This window comes from Candidatus Pelagibacter sp. HIMB1506, from assembly GCF_052047935.1.
GTDB lineage: Bacteria > Pseudomonadota > Alphaproteobacteria > Pelagibacterales > Pelagibacteraceae > Pelagibacter.
This window is the reverse complement of sequence record NZ_JBNAIS010000001.1, coordinates 1,434,434-1,458,029: the sequence shown is the minus strand read 5'-3', so window position 1 is coordinate 1,458,029 and position 23,596 is coordinate 1,434,434. Positions and strand designations below refer to the sequence as shown.

General features: G+C 27.8%; 19 protein-coding genes. 2 read left to right on the top strand and 17 right to left on the bottom strand.

Features of this window, described 5'->3' with window-relative positions; all coding sequences use genetic code 11:
- Complete coding sequence (locus ACTTA8_RS07785) at positions 1–930, top strand: acetyl-CoA carboxylase carboxyltransferase subunit beta (RefSeq protein WP_440655325.1); 930 nt, start codon at positions 1–3, stop codon at positions 928–930.
- Positions 884–2,146, top strand: coding sequence for a bifunctional folylpolyglutamate synthase/dihydrofolate synthase (locus ACTTA8_RS07780; protein ID WP_440655324.1), 1,263 nt, complete (start codon positions 884–886; stop codon positions 2,144–2,146). Before ACTTA8_RS07785 ends, ACTTA8_RS07780 begins: the two co-directional genes overlap by 47 nt.
- Here the strand turns inward: ACTTA8_RS07780 and ACTTA8_RS07775 are convergent.
- The 17 genes from ACTTA8_RS07775 to ACTTA8_RS07695 all read right to left on the bottom strand — a co-directional run bounded on the left by ACTTA8_RS07775 (position 2,143) and on the right by ACTTA8_RS07695 (position 23,362).
- Positions 2,143–2,460: a thioredoxin family protein gene (locus ACTTA8_RS07775; RefSeq protein ID WP_440655322.1), complete on the bottom strand. Its 318-nt coding sequence runs from the start codon at positions 2,458–2,460 to the stop codon at positions 2,143–2,145. The genes ACTTA8_RS07780 and ACTTA8_RS07775 overlap by 4 nt on opposite strands.
- Before the next feature lie 100 nt (positions 2,461–2,560).
- Positions 2,561–3,028: a hypothetical protein gene (locus ACTTA8_RS07770; protein ID WP_440655320.1), complete on the bottom strand. Its 468-nt coding sequence runs from the start codon at positions 3,026–3,028 to the stop codon at positions 2,561–2,563.
- Between the two features lie 6 nt (positions 3,029–3,034).
- Positions 3,035–6,226: a hypothetical protein gene (locus ACTTA8_RS07765; RefSeq protein WP_440655319.1), complete on the bottom strand. Its 3,192-nt coding sequence runs from the start codon at positions 6,224–6,226 to the stop codon at positions 3,035–3,037.
- A gap of 4 nt (positions 6,227–6,230) precedes the next feature.
- Positions 6,231–7,361 carry a M48 family metallopeptidase gene (locus ACTTA8_RS07760; RefSeq protein WP_440655318.1) on the bottom strand — a complete coding sequence of 377 codons (1,131 nt, stop codon included), beginning with the start codon at positions 7,359–7,361 and terminating at the stop codon, positions 6,231–6,233.
- Complete coding sequence (locus tag ACTTA8_RS07755) at positions 7,361–9,640, bottom strand: PDZ domain-containing protein (protein ID WP_440655317.1); 2,280 nt, start codon at positions 9,638–9,640, stop codon at positions 7,361–7,363. Before ACTTA8_RS07755 ends, ACTTA8_RS07760 begins: the two co-directional genes overlap by 1 nt.
- The gene (locus ACTTA8_RS07750; protein ID WP_440655316.1) at positions 9,641–11,191 is read right to left on the bottom strand and encodes an Hsp70 family protein; all 1,551 of its coding nucleotides are present in this window, start codon (positions 11,189–11,191) and stop codon (positions 9,641–9,643) included.
- Positions 11,188–11,805, bottom strand: a complete 618-nt coding sequence (gene grpE / locus ACTTA8_RS07745; RefSeq protein ID WP_440655314.1) for a nucleotide exchange factor GrpE — start codon at positions 11,803–11,805, stop codon at positions 11,188–11,190. The genes ACTTA8_RS07750 and grpE overlap by 4 nt, the downstream gene beginning before the upstream one ends.
- Positions 11,806–11,818: 13 nt before the next feature.
- Entirely contained in the window at positions 11,819–15,187 is a 3,369-nt protein-coding gene (locus tag ACTTA8_RS07740) for a TM0106 family RecB-like putative nuclease (protein ID WP_440655312.1), read from the bottom strand.
- Positions 15,187–16,242, bottom strand: a complete 1,056-nt coding sequence (locus tag ACTTA8_RS07735) for a DNA recombination protein RmuC (protein ID WP_440655310.1) — start codon at positions 16,240–16,242, stop codon at positions 15,187–15,189. The genes ACTTA8_RS07740 and ACTTA8_RS07735 overlap by 1 nt, the downstream gene beginning before the upstream one ends.
- A gap of 18 nt (positions 16,243–16,260) precedes the next feature.
- Positions 16,261–16,653, bottom strand: a complete 393-nt coding sequence (locus ACTTA8_RS07730) for a hypothetical protein (protein ID WP_440655308.1) — start codon at positions 16,651–16,653, stop codon at positions 16,261–16,263.
- Positions 16,654–16,658: 5 nt separating this feature from the next.
- The gene (locus ACTTA8_RS07725) at positions 16,659–18,110 is read right to left on the bottom strand and encodes an exonuclease domain-containing protein (protein ID WP_440655307.1); all 1,452 of its coding nucleotides are present in this window, start codon (positions 18,108–18,110) and stop codon (positions 16,659–16,661) included.
- Between the two features lie 221 nt (positions 18,111–18,331).
- Positions 18,332–19,006 carry a hypothetical protein gene (locus ACTTA8_RS07720; protein ID WP_440655306.1) on the bottom strand — a complete coding sequence of 225 codons (675 nt, stop codon included), beginning with the start codon at positions 19,004–19,006 and terminating at the stop codon, positions 18,332–18,334.
- Between the two features lie 33 nt (positions 19,007–19,039).
- The gene (locus ACTTA8_RS07715) at positions 19,040–19,555 is read right to left on the bottom strand and encodes a hypothetical protein (RefSeq protein ID WP_440655304.1); all 516 of its coding nucleotides are present in this window, start codon (positions 19,553–19,555) and stop codon (positions 19,040–19,042) included.
- Positions 19,539–20,087, bottom strand: coding sequence for a hypothetical protein (locus ACTTA8_RS07710; RefSeq protein ID WP_440655302.1), 549 nt, complete (start codon positions 20,085–20,087; stop codon positions 19,539–19,541). The genes ACTTA8_RS07715 and ACTTA8_RS07710 overlap by 17 nt, the downstream gene beginning before the upstream one ends.
- Before the next feature lie 225 nt (positions 20,088–20,312).
- Positions 20,313–21,188 carry a hypothetical protein gene (locus ACTTA8_RS07705; RefSeq protein ID WP_440655301.1) on the bottom strand — a complete coding sequence of 292 codons (876 nt, stop codon included), beginning with the start codon at positions 21,186–21,188 and terminating at the stop codon, positions 20,313–20,315.
- A gap of 18 nt (positions 21,189–21,206) precedes the next feature.
- A complete protein-coding gene (locus ACTTA8_RS07700) occupies positions 21,207–22,976 on the bottom strand; it encodes a DNA sulfur modification protein DndB (RefSeq protein WP_440655300.1) in 1,770 nt (589 codons plus the stop codon).
- The gene (locus tag ACTTA8_RS07695) at positions 22,973–23,362 is read right to left on the bottom strand and encodes a GIY-YIG nuclease family protein (protein ID WP_440655299.1); all 390 of its coding nucleotides are present in this window, start codon (positions 23,360–23,362) and stop codon (positions 22,973–22,975) included. The genes ACTTA8_RS07700 and ACTTA8_RS07695 overlap by 4 nt, the downstream gene beginning before the upstream one ends.
- Positions 23,363–23,596 lie beyond the last annotated feature (234 nt).

The window sequence follows — 23,596 nt, the reverse complement described above, 5'->3', positions numbered from 1 at the left end:
ATGAATTGGTTAACAAAATTAATTAAAGCAGGTGAAAAAATTAAAACTGCCATACGTGAACGAGCTACTAAAGAAGATATTGCAAAAAGTGATTGGACTTCTTGTTGCCGCGGACCCATCCAAAAGAAAGATCTTGAAGCGAATTTATGGGTTTGTCCTGACTGTAATAAACATCATAGAATTAAACCTAAGCAAAGATTTGATATTTTATTTGGAAAAAATAACTATAAAGTTTTTAAAACACCTATTCCAAAAGATGATCCTCTGGGATTTGTAGACAGCAAAAGTTATAAAGATAGATTGAAAAGTGCTCGAAAAAAAACAGGTTTGGAATGTAGTATGGTTGTAGCAGAAGGATCTATCAATCAGATAAAAATTACTGCCGTAGCATCAGACTTTGATTTTATGGGTGCAAGTATTGGTGCTGCAGAAGGTGAAGCTTTTTTATGGGCAGCTCAACATGCTATAGAAAATAATCAACCGCTACTGATGGTTGCCAGTGGAGGTGGTATGAAAATGCAAGAGTCACTAATTTCCTTAAGTCAAATGACTAGGACTACTCTTGCTATCAATGAAGTCAAAGCTGCAGGACTACCTTATATTGTTTTAATGGCAGACCCCGTTGCAGGTGGTATCACTGCAAGTTACGCGATGTTAGGTGATTTACATATTGCAGAACCAGGTTGTTTAATTGCATTCGCGGGTGCAAGAGTAATTCAAGGAACAGTTAAAGAGGAGCTACCCGTTGGATTTCAAAAAAGTGAGTACGTTCAGAAGACAGGATTTGTCGATTTGATAGTGGAACGTAAAGATCTTTCATCAAAAATAGGAACTTTATTATCAATATTGTTAAAGAAAAATTCTGATATAAGTTCTGAAGAAAATGAGACTTCAGAAAATACTCAGCAATTTTCAAAAGTTGCATCCTAAAGAAATCGATTTATCACTCGATCGAATTAAAAATCTTTGTAATAAGTTAGGCAATCCGCAAGATAAAATAAAAGCAATTTCGTTTATTGGAACTAACGCAAAGAACTCAACTCTTTCTGGAATATATTCTATTTTAAAAGAGGCTGAATTTAAGTGTAATGTTTATACCAGCCCTCATATACAAAAAATTAATGAACGTTTTGTATATAATAATCAGCAATTAAATGATGATGAATTGGCAGAACTATTTGAAGATGTTCAGAAAATCAATAATAACGACCCGATTACTTTTTTTGAAATTCTAACTGCTTGTTTCTTTTACAAAGCATCACAATATCCTGACAACATAAACCTTATAGAATCTGGTTTATTTTATAGGCTAGATTCAACTAACGTATTAAAATCAAATTTAGCAAGCGTTGTCACAGCTATAAGTGAGGACCATCTTGATTGGCTCCCAGAAAATGATCGCACAATAGAGAGAATTATATTTGAAAAAACCTCATCTCTTTTAAATTCAAACATTATTGTTGCCAAACAGAGAGATGCAAAAACTATGCAATGTATAAAAAAAACTATCTCTAAAAATAAATCTAATAAGTATTTCTTTAATGAAGATTTTAGTTTCACAAATGAAGAAAATGGTAATTGGTATTACGAGGATAAATTTGGTGGATTGAAATTACCAATACCTAACATTTTAGGTCAGTTTCAATTGGAAAATATTTCTACAGCAATTGCTACACTACGAATACTGGATATTGGAATAAAAGATGATCATATCAAAAACAGTATTACTAAAATAGAAAGTATTGCAAGACTTCAAGAAATCAAATCTGGAAAATTAAAAGATTTAGTTAAAAATAATAAGCTGATTGTAGATGGTTCCCACAACGTACATGGTGCACAAGTACTTAATGAATATCTTCAAACTTTAAACTGCAACAAACATATCATCCTTGGAATGATGGCAAACAAAGAACATGAAAAATACATCAGTTATTTTAAAGATATATCTTCAATCACAACAATTGATATTCCAAATCAAAATTCAATTAGTGGAAAAGAATTAAAAAATAAATTCAAAAACTATCCTAATGTTCAATACCAAGAAAGTATTAAGGAAGCTATTAAATCGATACCATTAAAAGAAAATGATATTTTATTAATAACTGGTTCTTTATATCTTGCAGGTGAAGTACTTAATTTAAATTAGAGATTTTCCTCTATCCATTCTCGCATGTGACTCTCGGGAACGCCCCCAACCTTCCTTGAAATTTCTACACCTTTTTTATAAAGAATTACAGTTGGCACCCCGCGAATTCCAGCTGCAGAACCTGTATTGATGGCATCTTGCTCTATGTCACCATAATACATTGTGACTTTTTCTTTATATTCTTCGGACAATTTATCCATCACTGGCTTTAAAGCCTTACATGGCCCGCACCACGCCGCAGAAAATTGTATTATAGAGGCATCCTCTTGTTTAATTTTATTTTCAAAATCCTCATCTTTAAAATCTATTAACATTTTTCTTTCCTTATTTATAATTATTGGAGTTATATTGATTTAATATTTATTTATTGAAGCTTTGTTTTTCAACTATTAACTTTATCTTTTTATGTTTAATTTATAATAATTTACTAAGTCTTGAAGACCTTTTTTCACTTAATACTCTTCTGACGAGTTTTCTATTACAAGGAATACCCAAAACTTCTGCAACTTTATCAGCAATGGAAGATTTTGATTCTTTCTTATGTTCTGCATTATCAAATATTTCTAAAATTTTTCTTTCTTTCTTTTCGACGTTTTCTTTTCCAAGTACATTATTATTATTCAATGACATAGTTTTTTTTATCTCTTCTAATTTGGACTTGGTAGGTACTTTATATATTGTTGGAACTGAACCAGCAGGTCCCTCTCTTTTTGTTTTGGCTATTTTAATATTGTGATTAAAAGCAAATCTAGGGAGATTATCTTTCCTTACTGATATTTTTTTTCTTGTTAAAAATTCACTAAATTTATCTGTATTTAAATAATTTTTGGGTCTTTCTTTAAATGTCTTAAGTTCTGACCAATTTATTTTTTTATAATTCATTACATTTTAATTTTTTCTCTTTTTTACAATTGTTTCTTTTTTATTCCTTATTTCATTCTCTTTTTTTTGTAGCATTAAAAATCTTTCCTCCAAGCTTAACCACTCATCACCATAATCATCAGAATTAATATATTCAAATCTAGACCAATTTTTTGAATAATTACTGTCTTCTTCGCAATTATAATCATAATCGTAATCATAGTCTTTACGATTTTCAAAATTTTCATTTTTAAAATTAATTCTTGCATCTTTAAAATCATTAAAATTTATAGTTTCAAAATTCCATCTTAACTCTTTTAATTTCTTTAAATTATATATCTCTTTAAAATTCATAGTTCTAAACTTAATTGCAGAAGACCACATATAAGTATCAAGTTCTTCTAAATTTTTAAGTTTTATGAATTTTTTAATATCTAAGTTTTGCTCAAGAATATTTTTTTTATAAGTAAAATTTTCCCAATCAAAAGTTTTATTATTTATTACAATTCCAAACTTCAAAGTAAGTTTTTTGAGTTTTAAAAATCTATTACAAATATTATTTATAATATCTTGTATTATATGTTGTTTATTGATCTCAACATTCATTTCTAAATTAAGTTCCTCAATATTGTAACTAATATGATTTAGAAAATCTGCACTTCCACTATATCGGGTTGATAAAAAATAACCCCAAAGATCTTCCATAGCTGGAATACTACCAATAGATAGTTCAATTTTTTTGAGTAATTTTGAATTTTTTAAAAAAGAAAAAGTATTTTCATTTATTATAGGACAATAAGCTGACTCTCCCTCGTCAGGATTCATCTCTTTAGTGATTTGAAAAATATCAAATTTTAAACTTTCTATACTTGGTAATTCTTTTATTTTATTTAAATCTTTTGATTTAACAAAAAAAATTTTTATTTCTTTTAATTTTTTAAGTTCATGAATATCTGAAAAATCTACATCAACGTTGTGCCATCTATCAGGTTCTGAGTACCTGTCTATTCCAACTTTCTTTATCAATTTTGGAGTATATTCCTTATATAAAGATCTTAATTCTAAACTTTCTATATTGGGTATGTTTGAAAATTTTTCAATCTTGCTATTATTGTAACCACCATTTTCCAAAATTACATTATATGCGTTATAGACAAAATTCAGTTCAATTTTTTTTAGCTTTGGAAAGTATGGAAAAGAAATTTTTCTTTGATCAATTAAACCATCAATTTGGAGTTCTTGTAAATTTTCCAAAAAAACTAAATTATCTAACTGATCTATTAAAATATATTTTCCATAGAATGGATATTTTCCTTCTAATTTAATTTTTTTAATTTTGTTTAAATTTTTAAGTAAACTGAATTCTTGATCAAAGTTGTCTGGTTTTTTTAAACTATCATGAAATTTATTTTGATTATTTTTAAAATCAAATTGATCGCTACTTTCAATTTTATTTATAATACTTAGACTTTTATTAAATAAAAATTCTTCTTTATTTTTAATTTTATTGAATTTTTTTAAGGATTTATCCTTAACTTTAATTTCACTCTCCAAAATTTCACTTATGATCTCTATTGGAGGATGATGTGAATAAATAATATTTTCAATATTTAAATTTTTACTAACTAGATGTTTAATAAAATCTTTTTTAACTACTAAGCACAATTCATTCTCTGAATTACTAAAATATCCTGAATTTAATGAATAATATGTGTCCCAATAAAGTTTACCAAATTCATATTTTTTTTCCAATGAATCACTATTTTCAAATTCAAATTCATATAACGAATCTCTATAGTTATCATCAGCATAAAAAATATCTAATTCTTTGAATTTATTTGAGCTGTTAAAAATTAAATTATCTACTACCAGTAAGTTCCTGATTTTAGAAAATATAAAATTTTCGTAAAAAGAATTAATTTGATTATCTTTTAAATTAAAAAAATTAATTTTTATTCCATTTTGTTCTTTGAGCTTATTAATAGATCTTATTAAATAAATTAGATGCGTTTTGGGCCAATCCAATTTTTCTAGTAAAACAGGCTCTTGTTTAAAGAAAATAATTTTAATATTTTTATTTTTTTTAGTTAATTCATGAATTAATAAAATAAGAAAATTAAAATTTAATGATGTTATGTCTGATTTTTCTATTTTTGAAAAATCAAATATGATTGAATTTATTTCATTCAAATTATCAAATAGCTTTTTTAATAATTTAATTTTTTCTTTTCCAGATGCAGAACTATAAAAACCCCTAAATAAAGAATTTGAATCTGAAAAAATAATAGTTCTGATATTACTATTAAAAATTTTATTAACTTTATTTTTATTTTTAATTTTCCATGGATTGGAACCATATGCAGTTTCATATAAATGCTGGGTGTTAATTGAGACACACAAACTCTCATCATTATTTTTTATAAATTCTTGATATTTATCTATATTATTTGGATAATAAGATATTAATTTAGTGTTAGATGAATTCCAATTTAAATCTAATATGTTTGCGCTATCAAATAATGATCCTACTTTTTTATAATTAATATTATTAATTTTAATTAGAGAATTAATTATTTTTTTATTATTTATAAAATGATCTATTCTAGGCATAAAACTAATTGACTTATTATTCTGATCAATTTCTATAGTTTTTAATTTTTTAAATTTAGGTAATTTTGATGATGATATTTCCCAATACAGTAATTTATTAAATTTTTTTTTATCGGCATAATCAAAACTATTAATTAAATTATCAAAACTGAGATAGTTATTAAAAATTAATTTTTCTAAATTAATAAAAATTTTTTCAGAGTCTTGTATTTCAAATATCGAATTATTTTTGTTTTTATATGTCTCTTTCAGAAAATTATTAAAATCAAAATCTGGCTCTTTATGGTTAGGAAAATCAATTTGAAATATTTTATTTGTTATTTTAATATTTGTTAATTTTTCTTTAGGCTTTTTGTTAAAATAACAATAATAATTATAAGTAATTTTTTCTAATTTTTTTAAATTTGATAAAGCTTTGTAAAATCTTTGAAAATCAATAAAACTATCTTTTATTGATATTGATCTTAAATTTTCAAGTTTAGAAATTAAACTCCATTCGTCATCAATATTCCCATAAATAATCTCAAGATTTTTTATTTTTTTATTTTTTTTTAATTTTGAGAATGTATTTTTATCTAATGATCCAGATATGCTTAAAAATTCACCCATATAGTTAAATTTTGAGTTTTTTCTTTAACATACTCAATTCACTTTGAACTAATTTTTTGTCACTTTCAGCTACAAATTTTATTTTTTGCAACTCATTGAATAATTTTTCTCGATCTGCCATTAACAAATTTGCTGCTTCACTTAATGCATTATTTATTTTACCATCTATTGATTTAGGTTTTGAAATTTTAAGAAGAGATAAAATACTTGCTGTATTTTTTTCGCCAAAGTTTTTTTCAAAAATTTTTTGCTCTTTTTTAGTAAATTTATTGTCTGCTATAAAAATTTTTAAACTACACCACATTAATGCATTGCTAAAAATTTCTTTGGTAGAAATATCTAATTCGTTTCCAATTACTTTCTTAATGCTTTCATTAATTTTTTGGTCTACTGTTTTTAAATCGTAAACACCTTTTTTATTTGTCTCAAAATATTCATGATACTCATGACTCATCGAAAACCACACTAGAGCTTGCATTCTATTTAAAAAAGAAGGATGAGTGCTATACATTTGATTTTGATCACCTTTTATTTGTTTTAATTCTCTTAATTGATCTAAATAAGATGAAAAATTAAATGTTAAATGCTTATCACCAAGTCCACTAGCAATTTTAAGCATTGCTTTCAATGAATTTTCAATATCACCCGAACCTAAAAATCCAGCTCGGTCTGCTGAAATCTCTGAAGCTCTTGATAAGTGTAATAATTTTAATAATTCCATTTTGCTTTTTGCTTGATTTGGAGATGGATAAATATTGTGCTGATAGTAATGATGTGAAATTTCGTGACCCAAGACATAACTTAATTCATTAATATTCAGTAACTCAATCATTCTGGAAGTAATAATTATTTCTGCTGAATCACTTTCTGGCATCATCGCACATGATGCTTGCGTTTGATTATGGTTCGCAGTAACAAAAAAATTAAAATTATTTTTTAATTCTAAATTTTTAAAAACAGACTGGATACAATTATCAATTTTTGGAAAAATTTCTGGTGTAACTTTAACAGAAGTTGATAACAATGATTTTAATATTGGATTATTGTAATTTAAACTTTTCTTATCCAAGGAAATCTTAGTATCTAACTCTCTTAAGTTATCATATCTATATCTAAATCTGTCTAAAAAATTCATTAACAACTGTACTGCTTTCTCAAATTAGCAATTAAATTAACCATCTCTTTAGCTCTAACTCTTTTGTCTTTATTGCTGTTGTTTGTTTGTGAATTCCATCTTGAATACTCTTGTCTTAAATTCTTACACTTTGTTTTGTTGTCCATATCTTTTGACAGCCCAAATATACTTTCATCAGCTTTATCCCCAAAATCCACAAATTTTAATGATGCCGTTTCTATTTTTTTTAACTCCAAATACTTTGATTGATTTAATTCTAATTTTTCAGCTACATCATCTAAAAACTTATTTTCTGCAGCGGTTAGTGTTTTGTCATCAGTAGCTATATTTAATAATAAATTAATAATTTCATATCGCTCATCAATTTTTGAAAAATTTTTTATTTCTTTAAGAAATAATTGTGGATCAATAGCCGTATCCTTTGATTTTTCATAAATCATTCTCAAATTTAAAGTTTGGTTAATACCACCTTCTAAACTTTGATCTCCTCTAAAAGCAATATTATCCTTTACTAATTGTATTGATTTTTGAGGGTCATTATTGATGCTAGCAATTGAAAAACCTAATGGGATTATTAATGAGTCTAATTTTTGTCTGTTAACTCCTAAATAACCAGCTTGCTTATATTCTGCCTCGATTTCAGCTGTGTCATACCCCAATATTTCAGGATATAAACCGTACTCATCAAATGGATTTCCATATAAATCTAATTTGAAATGTTCAGGACGGTAATTGATTGAACTTCCATTTAAAGGCCTTCCTTCTGTTTCATGAAACTTTAAATCTTTTTTACATATAAAAGATCTAAAAGCTAATTTTCTTTTACCTGCTTTAGGAAAATTCATTACTGAATAGGGAAAGGCTATTTTTTGTGGCGTCTCTTCATAAGGATCTAATATTTTTGTTTGAACCAAAATTGAAGATCCCTCACTCCAATCAAAATTGTTTGATTTAATTACATGACAATTGTCCCTTAAATAATTTTCTAATCTAGGGTTGTCTTCATAATCATCCGACTCATAGTAAATATCCTCATATTCTTTTTGATTTAGATCTGTTACATCAAATACATATATTTTTAAATATACTGTCTCTTCTCCAAAACTATATGAGTAAGTACTTGGAAAACTATCGTAATGAACTACAAAACAATCCTTTCCTGATACTTTCTCTTTTTTAACAAATGATGAGATAAATAATTTTTCATCATCTCTTACTTCAATTTCTTCTTGAAGATCCATTGCTGCAATTTGATTACTTAAATCTCTTGATATTATGTAGTCCTCAGAATTTTCGAGTTCCTTTATATAAAAATCAGCTTTAGGTTTATTTAAGAGACTTTGAATTGCCTTTTTTCTAGCTAAATTAAAATCATAAATATTTATTAATTTTATTTCTAAAACCTGTTTTTTTGATTTTCTTAAGACTTCTAACTCTATTCTTTGAGTTGGTTCAAAATTTTCATGTATTTCTTTATATAATTGATCTCCAGATAAAATCTTTGATTTTGATTTAATTCCATTTACCTTTGAAATCAAATTTAAAATAATATCACCTTTTTTAACAACATCATCTGCCGAGGAACACTTGCTAACATCACTCACTTTAAGAGATTTGTCTTTAGATTTTTTATAAAGGATCCCTAATTCAATGGATCTTAATCTATAATTGTACAAAGAAGTTGTTTTGATTTTTATTATTAACTTTTTATGTTTTCTTATTACACCAACAACAATTTCCTCTCCCCATAAAACTTTTTTAATTTCTTTATCATACTCTTCTCTTGTGTTTACTAATACAAAATTAATTGAATAAATTAAATCTTCAGCTTTTAATTTTTTGTAACTATCTGATTTTTTTTGTACTGAAAAAATTTTTAATTCCTCCCCTTTTAAAGGGTAAGCTTTCATTCTTATACCAAGTTTGACTGGTTGTTTTTGTTTTGGTTTTTCAAATTCTTCTAAAGATACTGTTCTAATTGCTCTATTAAGTTCTTGATTTCTTCTCTTAACTCTAACTATAATTATTTCATTAGGTTTTAATTTTTTTTGAGTATTTTCATACTCTTTAAGAGTATTAATATTTTTTTCATTTATTTTTAAAATTAAATCATTTTCTTTTAACACATTGTAAGAAGGGCCAGCTTCATCAACTCCTGTAATTATTGGTTTTAATTTTTTATTTTTAGCGTCATTAGGATCTGGGAGAAATATTCCCAAAATAGCTATACTGTCCTTATTTTTTTTAAATTTTTTAGTTAAATTTTTAATTATTTTCACTTACTCAATAACTATGTGTTCGATAGCTTCGTATTGTTTTCTTAAATCTTCAGCTGACTCGGGTCTTAAAGAAATTTCATATTTTTTATCTGAACTAACATCCTTAAAAGTACAATGCATTACTCCGCTGGTATCATATTTGTATGTGATTTCTATCTCCCTACCTTTAGGTTTTTTATCAGGAAATTCTAAATCACCTTGATGAATTAAATTTACAAACTCACGATTAGACTCTCTTCCTTCACTTTGAGTAATAGAACAATCAATTGCATGTTGATCATCATATATTGTGTAAACTGTTGTGGTTTCTTCAGCAGGCAACTTAGTGTCTCTTTCAATTACGACAAGGTTCTCCGTTATTTTTCTATTAAGCACTGGGTCATCTCTTTGAACCAAAGTTCCCATATAAAAATTACAAACATCTTTTAGCTGAACTTTTCCTATTGCCTTTTTTTGAGCTGTATTAAGAGTATCCTTTGATTTCAATCCTGCATAAACAGCAGCACCTGCTGCAACAGCTTCATCAACATTAACTCCTTTTAAAGGAGGTTTGCCCATAACTTTTTCAATAGTTTTTGAAATGATTGGTATTCTGGTAGAACCACCTACAAGCAATGTGTGGTTAATTTCATTAACTTCATGTCCAGAGCCATCAATACACTCTTCCAACAGCATCTTTAATTTTTCAATGTGCATTTGGATCGATTGTTCAAACTCTGATCTTGTAATTTCTATTTTCTTTGGTCCTTCAGATCCTTCAACAACTTCGGCATGCTTATTTTTTACAGATAAACTTCTTTTTATTCTTTCAGCAATTTCTAAATACTGCAACTTACCTTCAGTTAAATCTAAGTTTTTTCCAGTTTCATTTTTATATTTTTCATCAATTAAGTTTAAAATTTCTTGATCAAAGTCTTTACCACCTAGCCACTTATCTCCCCTTGAAGTAATTACATCAACTTTTTGATCCACAACATCACAAAGTGTTACATCAAAAGTACCTCCACCAAGATCAAATACTAAAATCTTTCCAGTTATCTTTTCTACATTTGGTAAACTTGCATAATAACAAGCAGCAGCAGTAGGTTCATTGATCAATTCAATCACTTCTATACCTGCCATTTTTGCTGCATCTAAGGTTGCAACTCTCGCTTTTTCTGCAAACAACGCTGGTACTGTTATTACAGCTTTTTGAACATCTGAAGTATAACCTTTTAATTTATTTAATATGAATGAACTTACTTGAGCAGGAGTGTAACTATTATTATCATCAGCATCTTCTTTTTCTATCCACTCCCCTTTTTCAACAGAGTACACAACATCATTTTCCATTTGTCTTTTTGTTTCAGAAATTACATTTTTAGGAGTTGCTGCCAAAGCATCCAAAGCTTTATCGCCCACTATCACTTTTTCTCCACTAACATAAACCGTGCTCGCAGTAATTTTTCTATTTTCATCAGTTGATGATAAAACTTCAGGATTTCCAAGGTCGTCTAGCTGAGCAATTGCTGAATAAGTTGTGCCTAAATCTATACCTATTATTTTAGTCATTTATGATCCAACTCAAATATTTCTACCTCAGCGTTTTTTATATAATTAAACTTATCATCTTTTATTAAAATACGATAGCCAGGCTTTAACACTCTTGAAATTAGATTTACTTTACTTGCATCATTAGTTTTTTGTGTTTTTCTAGACGGTGTGCATCCTGTAACTTCCATAATATTATCATTTAAATTTGGTTCAAACTTTTCTATGCCTGTTGAAGATATTGCTATTTCAAGCTTATCTTGGATGGCAATAAGATAATTTTTAGTTTTTTCATCTAAATGATTATTATCTAAATTAAATTTTTCTATAAAATCTATAATTCCAATCAGACTAGTAAATAAACCTTTCTGTTTAGTATTTGTATTTGCTTCTTTATATGATTCTAATTCTTCAGATTTATTTGAGATGACTTTGTTATATGTTTCTAACAAATTATTATTTGAGGAAATTTGTTCTTTTATTTCTTTTAACTCCTTATCTAAACTTTCTATTTCTTGATTTATATCCTCAGATAAATCGAAATTTTCATTTCGATTTTTATTAGCAAACCATAGTTGCACTATTAGAATTATAACTATGAAAACTAATGCAGATATCAATATTGTAGTGTTCATATTATTTATATATTCAATCAGTATTAACTTGATATTTCAATAATTTTTGAAAATTATTTATCATTTTAAATTCTTCATAAGTTTTTGGAGGAGACTCAAGTAATTTAGGATTAAAAAGAATTATACTCAAACACTGTGCTCTTGAAATAGCTACATTTAATCTATTTCTATTGAAAAAAAATGATTTATCCCTTGGTAAACTTTCAAGGTCAGAACTTGTCATAGATATAATTGTAACAGGAGCTTGTTGGCCCTGGAACCGATCTATAGTCCCACAACGTGTACCCGCTGGTAATCTAGCTAATAAAAAATTAACCTGAGCATTATAAGGACTTACAATCAAAAAATCTTCTATTGATAAGGGTCGAACTTTGTTATTTATATCAGTAAATTTTTTACCAATTAATTTTTTAATTATTTCATCTATTTTTTTAAATTCTTGTTCACTAGTTTGAGTACAATCTTCGTGATTCATCAAAATTGTGTGAATCCCTTCATTTTTAATAAAAAAATTATTTGGTAAATCAATTTTTCTTTTTTGATTTTCAGGATTAGTTAGAAGTTTGTTTTCATAAAAATTTTCTGAAACAAATGAATTAATATTTGGATGCATCCTATAAGTCCTGTTCAAAAAAATTCCTCTATTGTCTTCAATAGTATCTTTTCCCTGAAGCAAATAATCTAAAACTGAATTATTAGATAAACCAGGATGAGACCCTTGAGTTGGTTGTCCTAATTGTAATTGATCTCCTACAAGAATAATATTTTTAGCAACTCCACCTAATGCGATTAAATCTGCAATTGATATTTGACCTGCTTCATCAATAAAAAGATAATCAATTTTGGTTCTATAATACCATTGGCTCAAATGATATTTGGTTCCAGCAAAGAGCAAAGTATTTCTCTCCTTTAAGGCATCTATGTAATGTTTTTCGTTTTTATCTGTTTTAATAAGATTGCCTTTGTAATACGTATCATCATTATCAGGGTTACCCATTTTTAATCCCTTGAATAAAAAGCCTTGATTTTCTGCAAGTTTTTCTACTCGTTCTAATAAGTTATGGATCACTTTATGGGAGTTTGCTGTTACAGCTATTCTTTTATTCTTTTTTAAAAGTTCAATAATAGCATTTGAAGATTGCAGCGTCTTCCCTGTACCTGGTGGACCCTGCAAAAAAAGGTAGCTCGAATTTAACCTAGCAATTACATCTGGTATTTCTTTATCAAACTCTTCAGAAGTAATTATTTTTTCTCCAGGTTTGATGCCTTTGATATTTGGAATATCTCGATTAAGAAAACTTTTTAAAGCTTCATAACCTTTTTTATTTTCTAAAATATTTTCACAAAAATTATAGATATTTTGGTTTAAATTTTCAAAACGAGATTGTTCCATTACCTTCTCACCTATAGACAATGTTCTTGGCAACTGTTTTTGCTCCTTGGAAATACCTTTTCTTAATACAAGAGTTCTATTGATTTGATCTAATTCTTGAATTGTTCCTGCATAGTCTGCGCGATCTGGGTCATTATTGTTTGCTATAATTACACCTCTTCCTTTTTTTAATTTGTACTCTTGTTCAGGAAATAGATATTTGTAACAAAAAGACCTTTTATCTTGTACTTGGGAAACCAATTTCATGTTACCTATACATTCTCGATCATCAATTAATTCCTCATCTGACAAATCTTTTCTGTCAAAGAATTGTCTCCATTGAGGTTTTTGCTCACGATTATAAAAGCCAATTACATCTGAGAGTAGTTTTACAATTGGATTATCTGATAATTTAGATGCATTAAATCTTTTCTGATAATCTAATAAATTTTCTTCAAAGGGTCTTAATTCCATTTGTTCCTTCTCAGGAACAAACCACTTTGTATCTGCTGGTTTAATTTTTAATAACCAATTTCTTAATTTAAATGTACTTACACAATCTTGTTTATTATATTCTTCAATCTCGTCTAACAAATTTTGTTTTTTTGTCTCTATCCATTGAATATAATACTCTTCTGAAATATCACCTTTTTTAATATCTCCAGATCTTTTAAAATCATAATATTTTTCAACTTCTTTAATTGAATAACTTTTTTCAGAAACATAAATTGCTTGTTTAACAACTCTAAACAAATCAACAAATCTTCCGAGATTAAGATAATGATCATAATCTACACCATGAACTTTATGTAGAGACGTTAATCTCTCAAGAGCTTTGATTTCATAAGAAGCGTAATGATAAATTTTAGCTTTTGGATACTTCTTAAAATGAGCTTTGGTGAAATTAAAAAAGTCAATTACACTTTGTTTTTCTTCTTGTTTGTTATGAGCCCAAAAAGGTTTAAAAATCTTTTCTTCATTTTCTTCATAATAAATCCCGAATAAATACTCTAATCTACCTGGGAACACATAGTCTTGGACGGATTCTATGTCAAAAAACAAATCACATTCTGAAGGTTTTGGTAATAAGTTAAATCCCTTATTTAATATTAAATTTTCTTCAATAACTTTAAATATTGGATAACCTTTTTCTTCAGCTTCAATTTGTAATTTGGCCTGATTTATTCTTTTTATTTTAATTTCATCTCTTAAACCCTCTATCTTTGTTTTAGGGTTTAGTTTTGCCAATTCATCAAAATTATAAATACCAGCATTATTTAATTTTTTTATATCCTTTCTATTGTTTAATAATACTTGATTTAAGTGCCTTTTATTAATCCATTCATTATCACAAATTTCTTTCCAATCACAAAAAGTGCAGTTACTACATTTTTCTGGTTTAGTTTTGCCTAAACCATTTTTTATGAAAATTTCGTAAGATTTTTTATGTAATAAAAAAGTATCATATACTTCTTTAAGTTTAATCAATTCTTTACTTTTATCTTTCAATAAAATGTAAAAATTATCTGCAAGTGTTCCTTGGGCCTCTTTAAGTAAAAAAGAATATAAGCAAACTTGATAAATGTGATCTCCTTTTACTTTTGAACTATTTTTAGTATCAATAATCTCATAGCTATAATTTCCTAAGTTGGATTGAACATTTTTATTTATTTCCAAAAAATCTAACTCACCACTCCAGTTTCCAGATTGGAGCCAACCACCATAAATTAATTCATATCCATCTTCTAAAGCCTTGATGGTCTCCTCTATTTTTTCTTCTTTTGATAAATTTTTTAAAATTTTAATATTTTTTACTTTTTTATATTTTTTACTTAATTCTTTAAAATATTGTACCTCATGAATTAAACCTTTTTCTAAACGTAAGTTATCTGCAACTGTTCTTCCAGCTCTTTTTAGATTTAATTTTTTTTCATTAAATTCATTTGTGATTATATGCTTACAATTAATAAATCTTGTAAGCATTGTTGCTGAATAAAAATTTTTATTCACTATTTTATTTTTTTAATCTCTTCGTTATTATTTTCTATTTCAAGATCTTCTTTAATATTTTCCGGAATATTTTTTTTGGGGATTAATCCACCAACTTTATTTAAGTTATCTACTTTGCTTAAAAAACTACCCCTGCCATCCTTAATTTTTCTCATAACATCTTCTACGCCGCTAGATGTTTTTTGAATACTGTCCCTTGCTACTTTAGCACTTTCATAAATTTCAACACTTTGTGAGCTAATTTTATTTGCAAGTTCTATTATTTTTTGGGTATTTCTAGATTGTTTTTCTGCCTTCCAATAATATTCAACAGTTTTTAAGGTAAAGTACAACATAGATGGTCCAACTAGAGTTATTTTCTTTTGGATTGCATAGTCCATCATTTTTCTACTTGAATTCCCTAGAGAAGATATAGCAGCTTCATTTGGGCAGAACATTATGACTGCATCCAAAGAATTTATTCCATCTAAATTTTGATAATTTTTCTTTGCTAAAGAGTCGATATGATTTTTTATAGATTGTTTATGACGATTAAGAGCATCCTCTTTTTTTTGAAGATCATCTGTATTCACATATTCATCCCAAGCAGTTAAATTAACTTTAGAGTCTATGATAACGTCTCTTTTACCAGGAAAATGAACAATAAAATCTGGTATCAATCTCTCACCTTCTTCTGTTTTATAGAATTGATGTTTTTCAAACTCTTGGCCTTCTGTGAACTGTAGCTTGGTTAATATATGTTCTAAAACCATCTCTCCCCAAGCCCCTTGTTTTTGAGATGAGCCTGCTACTAATGTATTTTTCATTTCGTTAGCAATTTTTTCAAAGTTTTCACCTGAAGTGGTAAAGTTCTCTAATTTTTCTGTAAGCGTTCCTTGATATTCATCATTATCTTTTTTGATATCTTTGATTGCTTTATCAATATCTTGAAGATTGCTCTCAAAAGTACTTAGGTCTTGTTCCTTTTTTTTAAATATATAAGGGTAAATTCCAAAAACAATTAAGCCTCCAAAAAGCAAACCTAAAAAAAATTGAAAATTAAAAAACTCAAGCATTCTTATTGTCCTTTCATATTAATGTATTGTTTCATTTTCATCTTGTGGTTTGTTTGCCCCCTCAACCTTATCATTGACTGAAGCCCCATCCCAGTCTTTATACTCTTTTATCCATTCGTCATAATTTTCTAATATTTGCTTAGATGCATACCTGTAGTAATAACGATAAAGTGGAAAACTTATTTGAGCAATCATCATTTGTAAAACTCTATATATAAAAAGGTAAAAACAATAACCAACACTCAAAAAGCTTTTTTTAGAGGCTTTGTAATAAACATCTACAAGTTCTTTTGCCAAAGCATCCATTCTCTTAAACTCATCATCCTCAGTTTGAATTTTTTTATTCTCTTTAGATTTATTAACAAAATTCAAAATATTATTTTTTTTATCTTTATCTTTTTTATCAGACATAAATTCTAAGCGTCCTGGTATTTTGATTCTAGATTCATTACATAATCGTTAATGCCATCTAAAAATTTAAGTTTTTCGTCTACAGTTTTAAATGAAAACATTTTGTTATCATCTTCTCTAAGGTTGTCACAATCGACATAGAAATCATTAACAGTTGTCCACTTCTCTTTGTTAGTGCTCAATATTCTTTCGGCAATTTTACGTTTAATTTTCTTGTACATATCTTTTGGTAAAATATCAGGAGCTTCATTAAACAAAATTCTGCTACCAAAATAAGAATATCTTTGATCTTCAAATTTATCCAATAATGCTAATTTATTTTTCCAATCTGCCTCATGCCATTTTGTAAATAAAAATTTATCTTTAGGTGAAGCGAATCCAGTATAAATAGTTTCTTCAGGTTCTGGGTCTTCTTGAGATTGAGTTTGCATTTTTTCTTCTGCATTTTCTCGAAGAATATTACAAACATCATTTGCAAATTTTTCATTATTTTTTATTAATTCGGCTCTTTTCCTTAATAGCTCAGGATCTAATTTATTATATGGATCAACTTTCATTGCATAACTAGCGTCTAAAATAATAGGCGCTTTATTAGAACGCACCGTTCTTAAAAATTTTGGTGACTCTTTCATTTTTGCTTTTAATTCATTATATGAAAGACTGAAAAGTTTCTCACAATCAAAACGTAAATCAACCACCTGTGCCCACTTATATATTGGATGAATAAAATTTTTTGGATGAAGTGGTGCCGTTAAAAATAATCTTGATCGACCATAGAAATATTCTGTAACTGTAAATAAATTTTCAGATTTCATAATATTTTCTACAGTTTGTTTGCTTGCTGTTTTTAAATATTCATTCCATAAATTTGGCTGTTTTTGCCTAATTAATCCTAAAACATTACAGGTGTTTTCTGTATCCACCAATGCTGAATGGCTATCTTGTGCATCAAATCCATTGAGTCTTGCAAGAGATTCGAGCTTCATTGAAACATTGCCTTTTTCATTTAATTCGCTGTTCAATATTTTGTCATCAACAGCAAAGGCAGCTCTAACTACGTTAAGAGCATCATGCCTTACATTATTTTGCGTATTTTCAATGTAGGGATCTTTTAATGATTTAAAAAATTCTTTTCTTATGACTTCGCTGTCAAAGTTTATTCCTGAATATGCTAAAAATGTTGTTGGCTGATCTTTGGACCAAAATTTAAAAAGTTTTTCTATTTGGTTAATGAGCTGATAATGAGAAAGATTAGATTTCGTCAATAAATCAACATTTGTACGGTTAATACAAAGGGCAGTTGCGGTTGGAACGCGGTCATCTGGTAATCTGCATCTAGCCTGAAATCTTTGTTCTTCTTTAAAATTGCTGTCTAAAAGAATACATCCGATTTCTAATATACTACACCAATCTGTAGCACTATGATCAGTTTCCAGGTCCCATACAATATACTTCATATTATTCTCCTTAATTGAAGTACTTGTAAGAATTTAAATTAATGAAATTTTAATAAAAAACATTAACCAAGCATCTAAACAAGTAGCTTCGTAAAGTTTTTATCTAAGTTTAAATGAAGTAAGTTTTTTTTAAGAAACTAAACTGTTTGCATCTAAACAAGTAGCTAAAAAATTTAGTATTTATCTTATAAATTAAGAAAAATTTAAAGTCAATAAAAAAATTAATTATTTAATTGCATTTTATAATACTCATCAACTTTTCTCATAAAAATTTCTTGATAATGTTTTAATCTTTCAGAATCAATTACAAATCGTTGAAACATTAAATCTTTAGTACAAACAAGTATCACTCCTTGATTTATATCAGTTCCATAAACTTTATTATGAGCCATCTGATACGCTGAAAGTTGTAAATAGTAATCTGTATTCCATTCATCTTTTCTTAGTTGTGAACTATTTTTAAAATCTATAATTGAATTTTTTCCTTCATAATTACCAATTAAATCAGCAGCACCTGCATAGCGTTCTGGATAATATAATGTTGCTTCAACACCCCAAATTTCATTTATCTTATTTCTTAAACCATTCTCAATAATTTGATCTGCCATCTGTCTTTCTAAAGTATTATCACCTAACAAATCTAAATTTAATTTTCCTAACAAAAATTTCTCGAGAAAATCATGCATTGCTTGACCTCTGCTAGTGGCTTCTTTAGTAATTTTATCTGCAGCAGCAGCACCTAATTTTGTACGCCATCTATTAAGGCTTTCTATTGCCTCTTTTGATTTTGTAGCATTTAGGATTGTAGTTACACTTGGCAGTTTTTCATTATTGATATCATAAAGTCTTTGCCCATTATAATATGCTCTAATTGACTTTGGATAATTAAACTTCATAGTACGTAGCAACGGTTAATATAAGCATTTTTACTAATAATACTTATACTTTTTTTCAATTCTCCATTGCTGTGATGAACCTAATTTATTTTGATTAATTGGCTTATTAGGGTCTACCCAATAAATATATCTCCGTTCTTTCTCGAATGTTTCACGGTTATATCTAAGTCGTTCTTGTTCTTTTCTTTCTTTTTCTTTTTTAATTTTTAATGCTTGTTCCTTTTCTTTTCGTTCGCTAATTTGTTTTTCTAAAGATTGATCAAGTTCTTCCCTACTCATCTTTGACTGAGGGGGTATATAAGAATTTACAGGTGTAATTACTTTTTCCTCTTTAATATACTTTTTAGGCAGTTTTCTATTGATCATTGAGTAATAAATCTCAGGCTTATTTGCTAACAAATAATCTTTATTTTCTCTTAGAAATTCATCGATCTCCTTTTTAATTAACCGCATATAATAATGATGATTTGGCTTTAAAATTCCACGATTAGATCTTCGCCATTTGCTACAGTCCTTTGTGTAATGTTTTCTATCACTTCTCCAATCCATCTTTGCCTCCTCTCATTTTTTGTAAAATTTCTAATAATTTGAAATACTTGTTTAAAAGTTTGTCCTCAATAGTATTAAGCTTTAAAAGAGATGAGCCATTTTTAGAATCTCTTCCAAATGCTAAACCTAATAACCTTTTTGATCGGTCGGGTGAAATAACTACATTTGATATATTTTCCTTATTATCAAATTTATCTGCTATATCTTCTTTGTATTCATTAACTTGATAAGTTAAAATTTCCTGGTTGAACATCCCAGACTCTATTCCAAAGACCCTTCTCAATCGAAACCCAACATCAATAATTTTAAAAACTACTTGTTCTTCTAAAATTCCTTTTGGGTTTAATTTTTTAAGCATCTCATCACGGTAACTCTCAAATGACTTTTGATCTTCACCGACAATTAAATCTTTCGAGGTTAATCCATGTTTAATGTTATTATGTGAAGACCAATACTTACCTCTAACTGTGATAGGTCCCGTTGATTTGAGTGAATTTTTTCTGTTTGCCAATATTTGTTTATAGCTTGCCATAATATTCTCCTTTTAAAAATCCATAGATAAAATCTATGGGGGTTAATGTTTGCTGATTTAAAAGGCTCACCCCGAAGGGCATTATTTAAGGCCGCGCAATAAACGTATTACGAACGAATCTTTAAAAGATTAATTAATTTTAACACAATTCCAACAACAGGATCAACACCACTATTTTAAAAAATTTAAAGCCGAATTATTAAAAAGAGATAAGAAAATAAATATTCAATGAGGATATATCTCATTTGGGATATCAGGTCTTGCATCTAAAGAAAAATATCTGGGGTGTGTTTCTCTTAAATGTTCTTCTGAGGTTGCCATCAGTAAAACGATTTCTTCATTATCTTTACTAATCTTTTCAAGGGTATAATAATTATCTTTAACCAGATTAAAATCAGAAAGTTTTTCAGAAATTGATAAAAGATCATTTTTATTAATATCAAAGCAAATTATATAAAATCCATATTCTTGATTAATATTAACAATATTTGTTTGTAATTTTGATTTATTTTTGTCCTCATATTTTTTTATAATTTGAGTAAAATTGTCTAACCACGTTTTTGTATTTAATAAGGACGCTGATAGGTTTTTGCTTTTATAAATTTCTTTAATTCTTTCTCCATAACTTTCTGACCATGTAGCCCAAATATGTTGGTAGTATGTTCTAATTTGTATTTCAAAAAGATTTTTAATTCCATTTTCAATTTCTCCAAGGTCTACAATAAAATGTATTGCTCTGTAGCCATTTGCTTGAGAAGTATAGTTTCTAGGATTAATTTTATATAAATCACTTATAATTTTAGATACTTTTTCTTGTTCATCAAAACTATGAGTTACTATTCTGTAACCAATTAAATCCCCCATAGTGTTAACATCTGAGGAACTCCTTTGCACTTTTCTAATTATAGTATCAAATCTTTTTAACCTTCCAGAAATACTCAATTTAAGTTCACTTAATTCATTATAAAAAGTGTTTAAATTTTCTAAAAAATGTTTAGATCTTAGATCTCTTAAATATTCTAAAGCTTTCCGATGATCATCATTTGTTGAGCCATTTGCAAGTTCTTTAGTGCTTTTTTTAATAGAAGCTTTGCTAAACATTTGCTCAATAAATAAAATTTATATTCTTGGTGGTAACTTTATAGGATTTCTAACTTTTCCATCGCTAATTTCAATTTTAATTGGTGTGCCATCCCAGTCATAATAAATATCTCTTACTGTTCTGTTAGAAGTTAAAGTTTGTTGTAATTTTTCTTTATTTTCAAAGTCACCGTCTCCAAGAATATAAGTTAGTAACTCACCTGCAAGCTTTACGGAAGGCTCTCTTACTATCATTTTTTCTTTTGAAATTTCGAAAAGCACACCATAAAATATTGATTGAGGTAATGATATGTGTCTTAAACCAACTGACACTTCTGAATTTTTATCTTTTTCATAATCAAAGCCTTCCCCACTTTGCTCAAATTTTTTAAGTCTTTTAATAAATTCGTCTTTGGATAAACTGGGCTGATTTTCATCATCATCTAAAGTACCCACAACAAGATTTTTATATGCATATGATAACGCCATTAATCCTACTGTTGTAAATAAGACATGTCCTTTATCATTATCTATAATTGACCCTTCTTCATCTTTAATAGTGCCTTTCCATTGTTTATTTTGGTAGGAAGGAGATCTGAAATTTTTAGCAGTAGTACCTGGAACTTTTGGTGTTTCAAGATAGCTTTTTATATCACTTAAATTAGAAATCGAATTTATTAAACCTAAAAATAAAGGTATATACATATCCAATTCTTTTTCAACTTTCACACTTCCTTTTCCATACCAAGATGTACCCTTTTCAGTTTTTTGCTCTTTGTCCCTAAAAATAATAGAAACCATTTGTCGTAAATTCACCAACGTTAATAAGAATGCGCTTCCTCTACTTGGTGCAGCTTTAACAGACGTAAATATTTCTTTTTTTCCAAGAAATTCACTTTCCGCTACTGCGTACTTAGCAAACTTAATAAATGGATCTCTATCATCAATAGGTGCAATATCCTGTTTCTTTAGTTTCTCTGATTTATCATTGTAGTCTATAAAATGTGATCGAACTCTACTTATAGAATCGAGAAAAGTTTCACCCTTGTAAACTCCTGGTATAAACTCAACAACTACTTTTTGATTTAAAATATCTTGAACGAAAGAGTCATTATCAAAACCGTATTCTTCCAATCTTATAATTTTTTCCTCATTATTTACTGGCACACCTGAGGAGTTTTTTGCTTTTAAACTTTTATCTGAACTGTTCCACAAATCTACTAGACCATTAAACGCGAGTAGTCTGTGCTGTCCATCTAAAGCATAAACTACATATTCTTCGGATATATCAAGGAAGCCTATATCTCCTTTAGTATCTAATGGGGAAAAAGATATTGAATTTCTCACTGCTTTACCATCTGCGTTATAAAATTTAGCATTTTCTTTCTTCATTGAGTCGGAAGATAAAACAACTGCAGTTATAGGAGGAAATTTTGCGTCATTATCTTCATAAGACAACAGATAATGGACTAAATCTCTTTGTCGTGGATAGTTAATAGGTCTTTGGGTAATTAAATCCTCATTTTTAATATCTCTGTCATCTCGTATTACTGCAACATCTTCTCCAAGTTTATTTTTAATTGTTTTATTTGTAAACCAATCCAATGTATGCGCAAATCTACCAATCGATGCAAATTGTTTAAATGAAACAGCTCCTACATAAGAAGTATATCTTAAATTATCAACCTTGGTTACAAGTAACTTCTCCATATTGGTATTTTTAGCTTCTTCTAAAAGAATTCTTAAAGATTCAGCGAATTGTTTTCTTTGTTCTAATGTTTGTTTAGCGATGTCTAACGGATTGGTCATTTTCTTCTCCTTTTAGTTTTGTTTTTCTTTAAAATGTTAAATGTTGGTTTTAAACTTCTTATGAAGGACGTTTCTATCAACCTTAAGTTCTTCTCAGAAACATCAGTATATTGATAATAAATTTGGGCTTTATTTAAGTTGTTATACAGCCACTTTCTTAAGCCAGGTTTTCTCTCTTTATCTGGTTGGTGTTGTTTTATTCTTGTTTTTATATTTTCAGATATTCCAACATAAACCCACTCCCAATTTTTAGGTAATCCAGCAACCTGGTTTTTATGAACTAATCCAATGGCATAAATGCCTTGCTTGCTTTTTGAATACACATATGCATCCAAAAGCTTAGCGCTGATCCACTTGTTACTGACTAGTTTACTAAATTCATTCATAATAGTTGCGAGTTAAATCATAATATAATATTATTGTCAACAAAAATTCGTACGAAATTTTAAAAATTCGTAAAAAAAATGTTGACTTTAAGAAAAATTAAGCATATTATGCAATTATTCAAGGATTTACAAAGCTTGTTTTTTAGGGTTGTTCTTTCGTTCTCCATCAACCCACTCATTTTTCCAAGATTTGTAAAAAAGCCTAGAATACAAAGACTTAAACACTAACTAAAG

What these genes read in the sequence shown, in the direction of transcription:
- ACTTA8_RS07785 (WP_440655325.1), top strand. Translation starts at nt 1, where the DNA reads ATGAATTGGTTAACAAAATTAATTAAAGCAGGTGAAAAAATTAAAACT.
- ACTTA8_RS07780 (WP_440655324.1), top strand. Translation starts at nt 884, where the DNA reads ATGAGACTTCAGAAAATACTCAGCAATTTTCAAAAGTTGCATCCTAAA.
- ACTTA8_RS07775 (WP_440655322.1), bottom strand. Translation starts at nt 2,460, where the DNA reads ATGTTAATAGATTTTAAAGATGAGGATTTTGAAAATAAAATTAAACAA.
- ACTTA8_RS07770 (WP_440655320.1), bottom strand. Translation starts at nt 3,028, where the DNA reads ATGAATTATAAAAAAATAAATTGGTCAGAACTTAAGACATTTAAAGAA.
- ACTTA8_RS07765 (WP_440655319.1), bottom strand. Translation starts at nt 6,226, where the DNA reads ATGGGTGAATTTTTAAGCATATCTGGATCATTAGATAAAAATACATTC.
- ACTTA8_RS07760 (WP_440655318.1), bottom strand. Translation starts at nt 7,361, where the DNA reads ATGAATTTTTTAGACAGATTTAGATATAGATATGATAACTTAAGAGAG.
- ACTTA8_RS07750 (WP_440655316.1), bottom strand. Translation starts at nt 11,191, where the DNA reads ATGACTAAAATAATAGGTATAGATTTAGGCACAACTTATTCAGCAATT.
- grpE (WP_440655314.1), bottom strand. Translation starts at nt 11,805, where the DNA reads ATGAACACTACAATATTGATATCTGCATTAGTTTTCATAGTTATAATT.
- ACTTA8_RS07735 (WP_440655310.1), bottom strand. Translation starts at nt 16,242, where the DNA reads ATGCTTGAGTTTTTTAATTTTCAATTTTTTTTAGGTTTGCTTTTTGGA.
- ACTTA8_RS07730 (WP_440655308.1), bottom strand. Translation starts at nt 16,653, where the DNA reads ATGTCTGATAAAAAAGATAAAGATAAAAAAAATAATATTTTGAATTTT.
- ACTTA8_RS07725 (WP_440655307.1), bottom strand. Translation starts at nt 18,110, where the DNA reads ATGAAGTATATTGTATGGGACCTGGAAACTGATCATAGTGCTACAGAT.
- ACTTA8_RS07720 (WP_440655306.1), bottom strand. Translation starts at nt 19,006, where the DNA reads ATGAAGTTTAATTATCCAAAGTCAATTAGAGCATATTATAATGGGCAA.
- ACTTA8_RS07715 (WP_440655304.1), bottom strand. Translation starts at nt 19,555, where the DNA reads ATGGATTGGAGAAGTGATAGAAAACATTACACAAAGGACTGTAGCAAA.
- ACTTA8_RS07710 (WP_440655302.1), bottom strand. Translation starts at nt 20,087, where the DNA reads ATGGCAAGCTATAAACAAATATTGGCAAACAGAAAAAATTCACTCAAA.
- ACTTA8_RS07705 (WP_440655301.1), bottom strand. Translation starts at nt 21,188, where the DNA reads ATGTTTAGCAAAGCTTCTATTAAAAAAAGCACTAAAGAACTTGCAAAT.
- ACTTA8_RS07700 (WP_440655300.1), bottom strand. Translation starts at nt 22,976, where the DNA reads ATGACCAATCCGTTAGACATCGCTAAACAAACATTAGAACAAAGAAAA.
- ACTTA8_RS07695 (WP_440655299.1), bottom strand. Translation starts at nt 23,362, where the DNA reads ATGAATGAATTTAGTAAACTAGTCAGTAACAAGTGGATCAGCGCTAAG.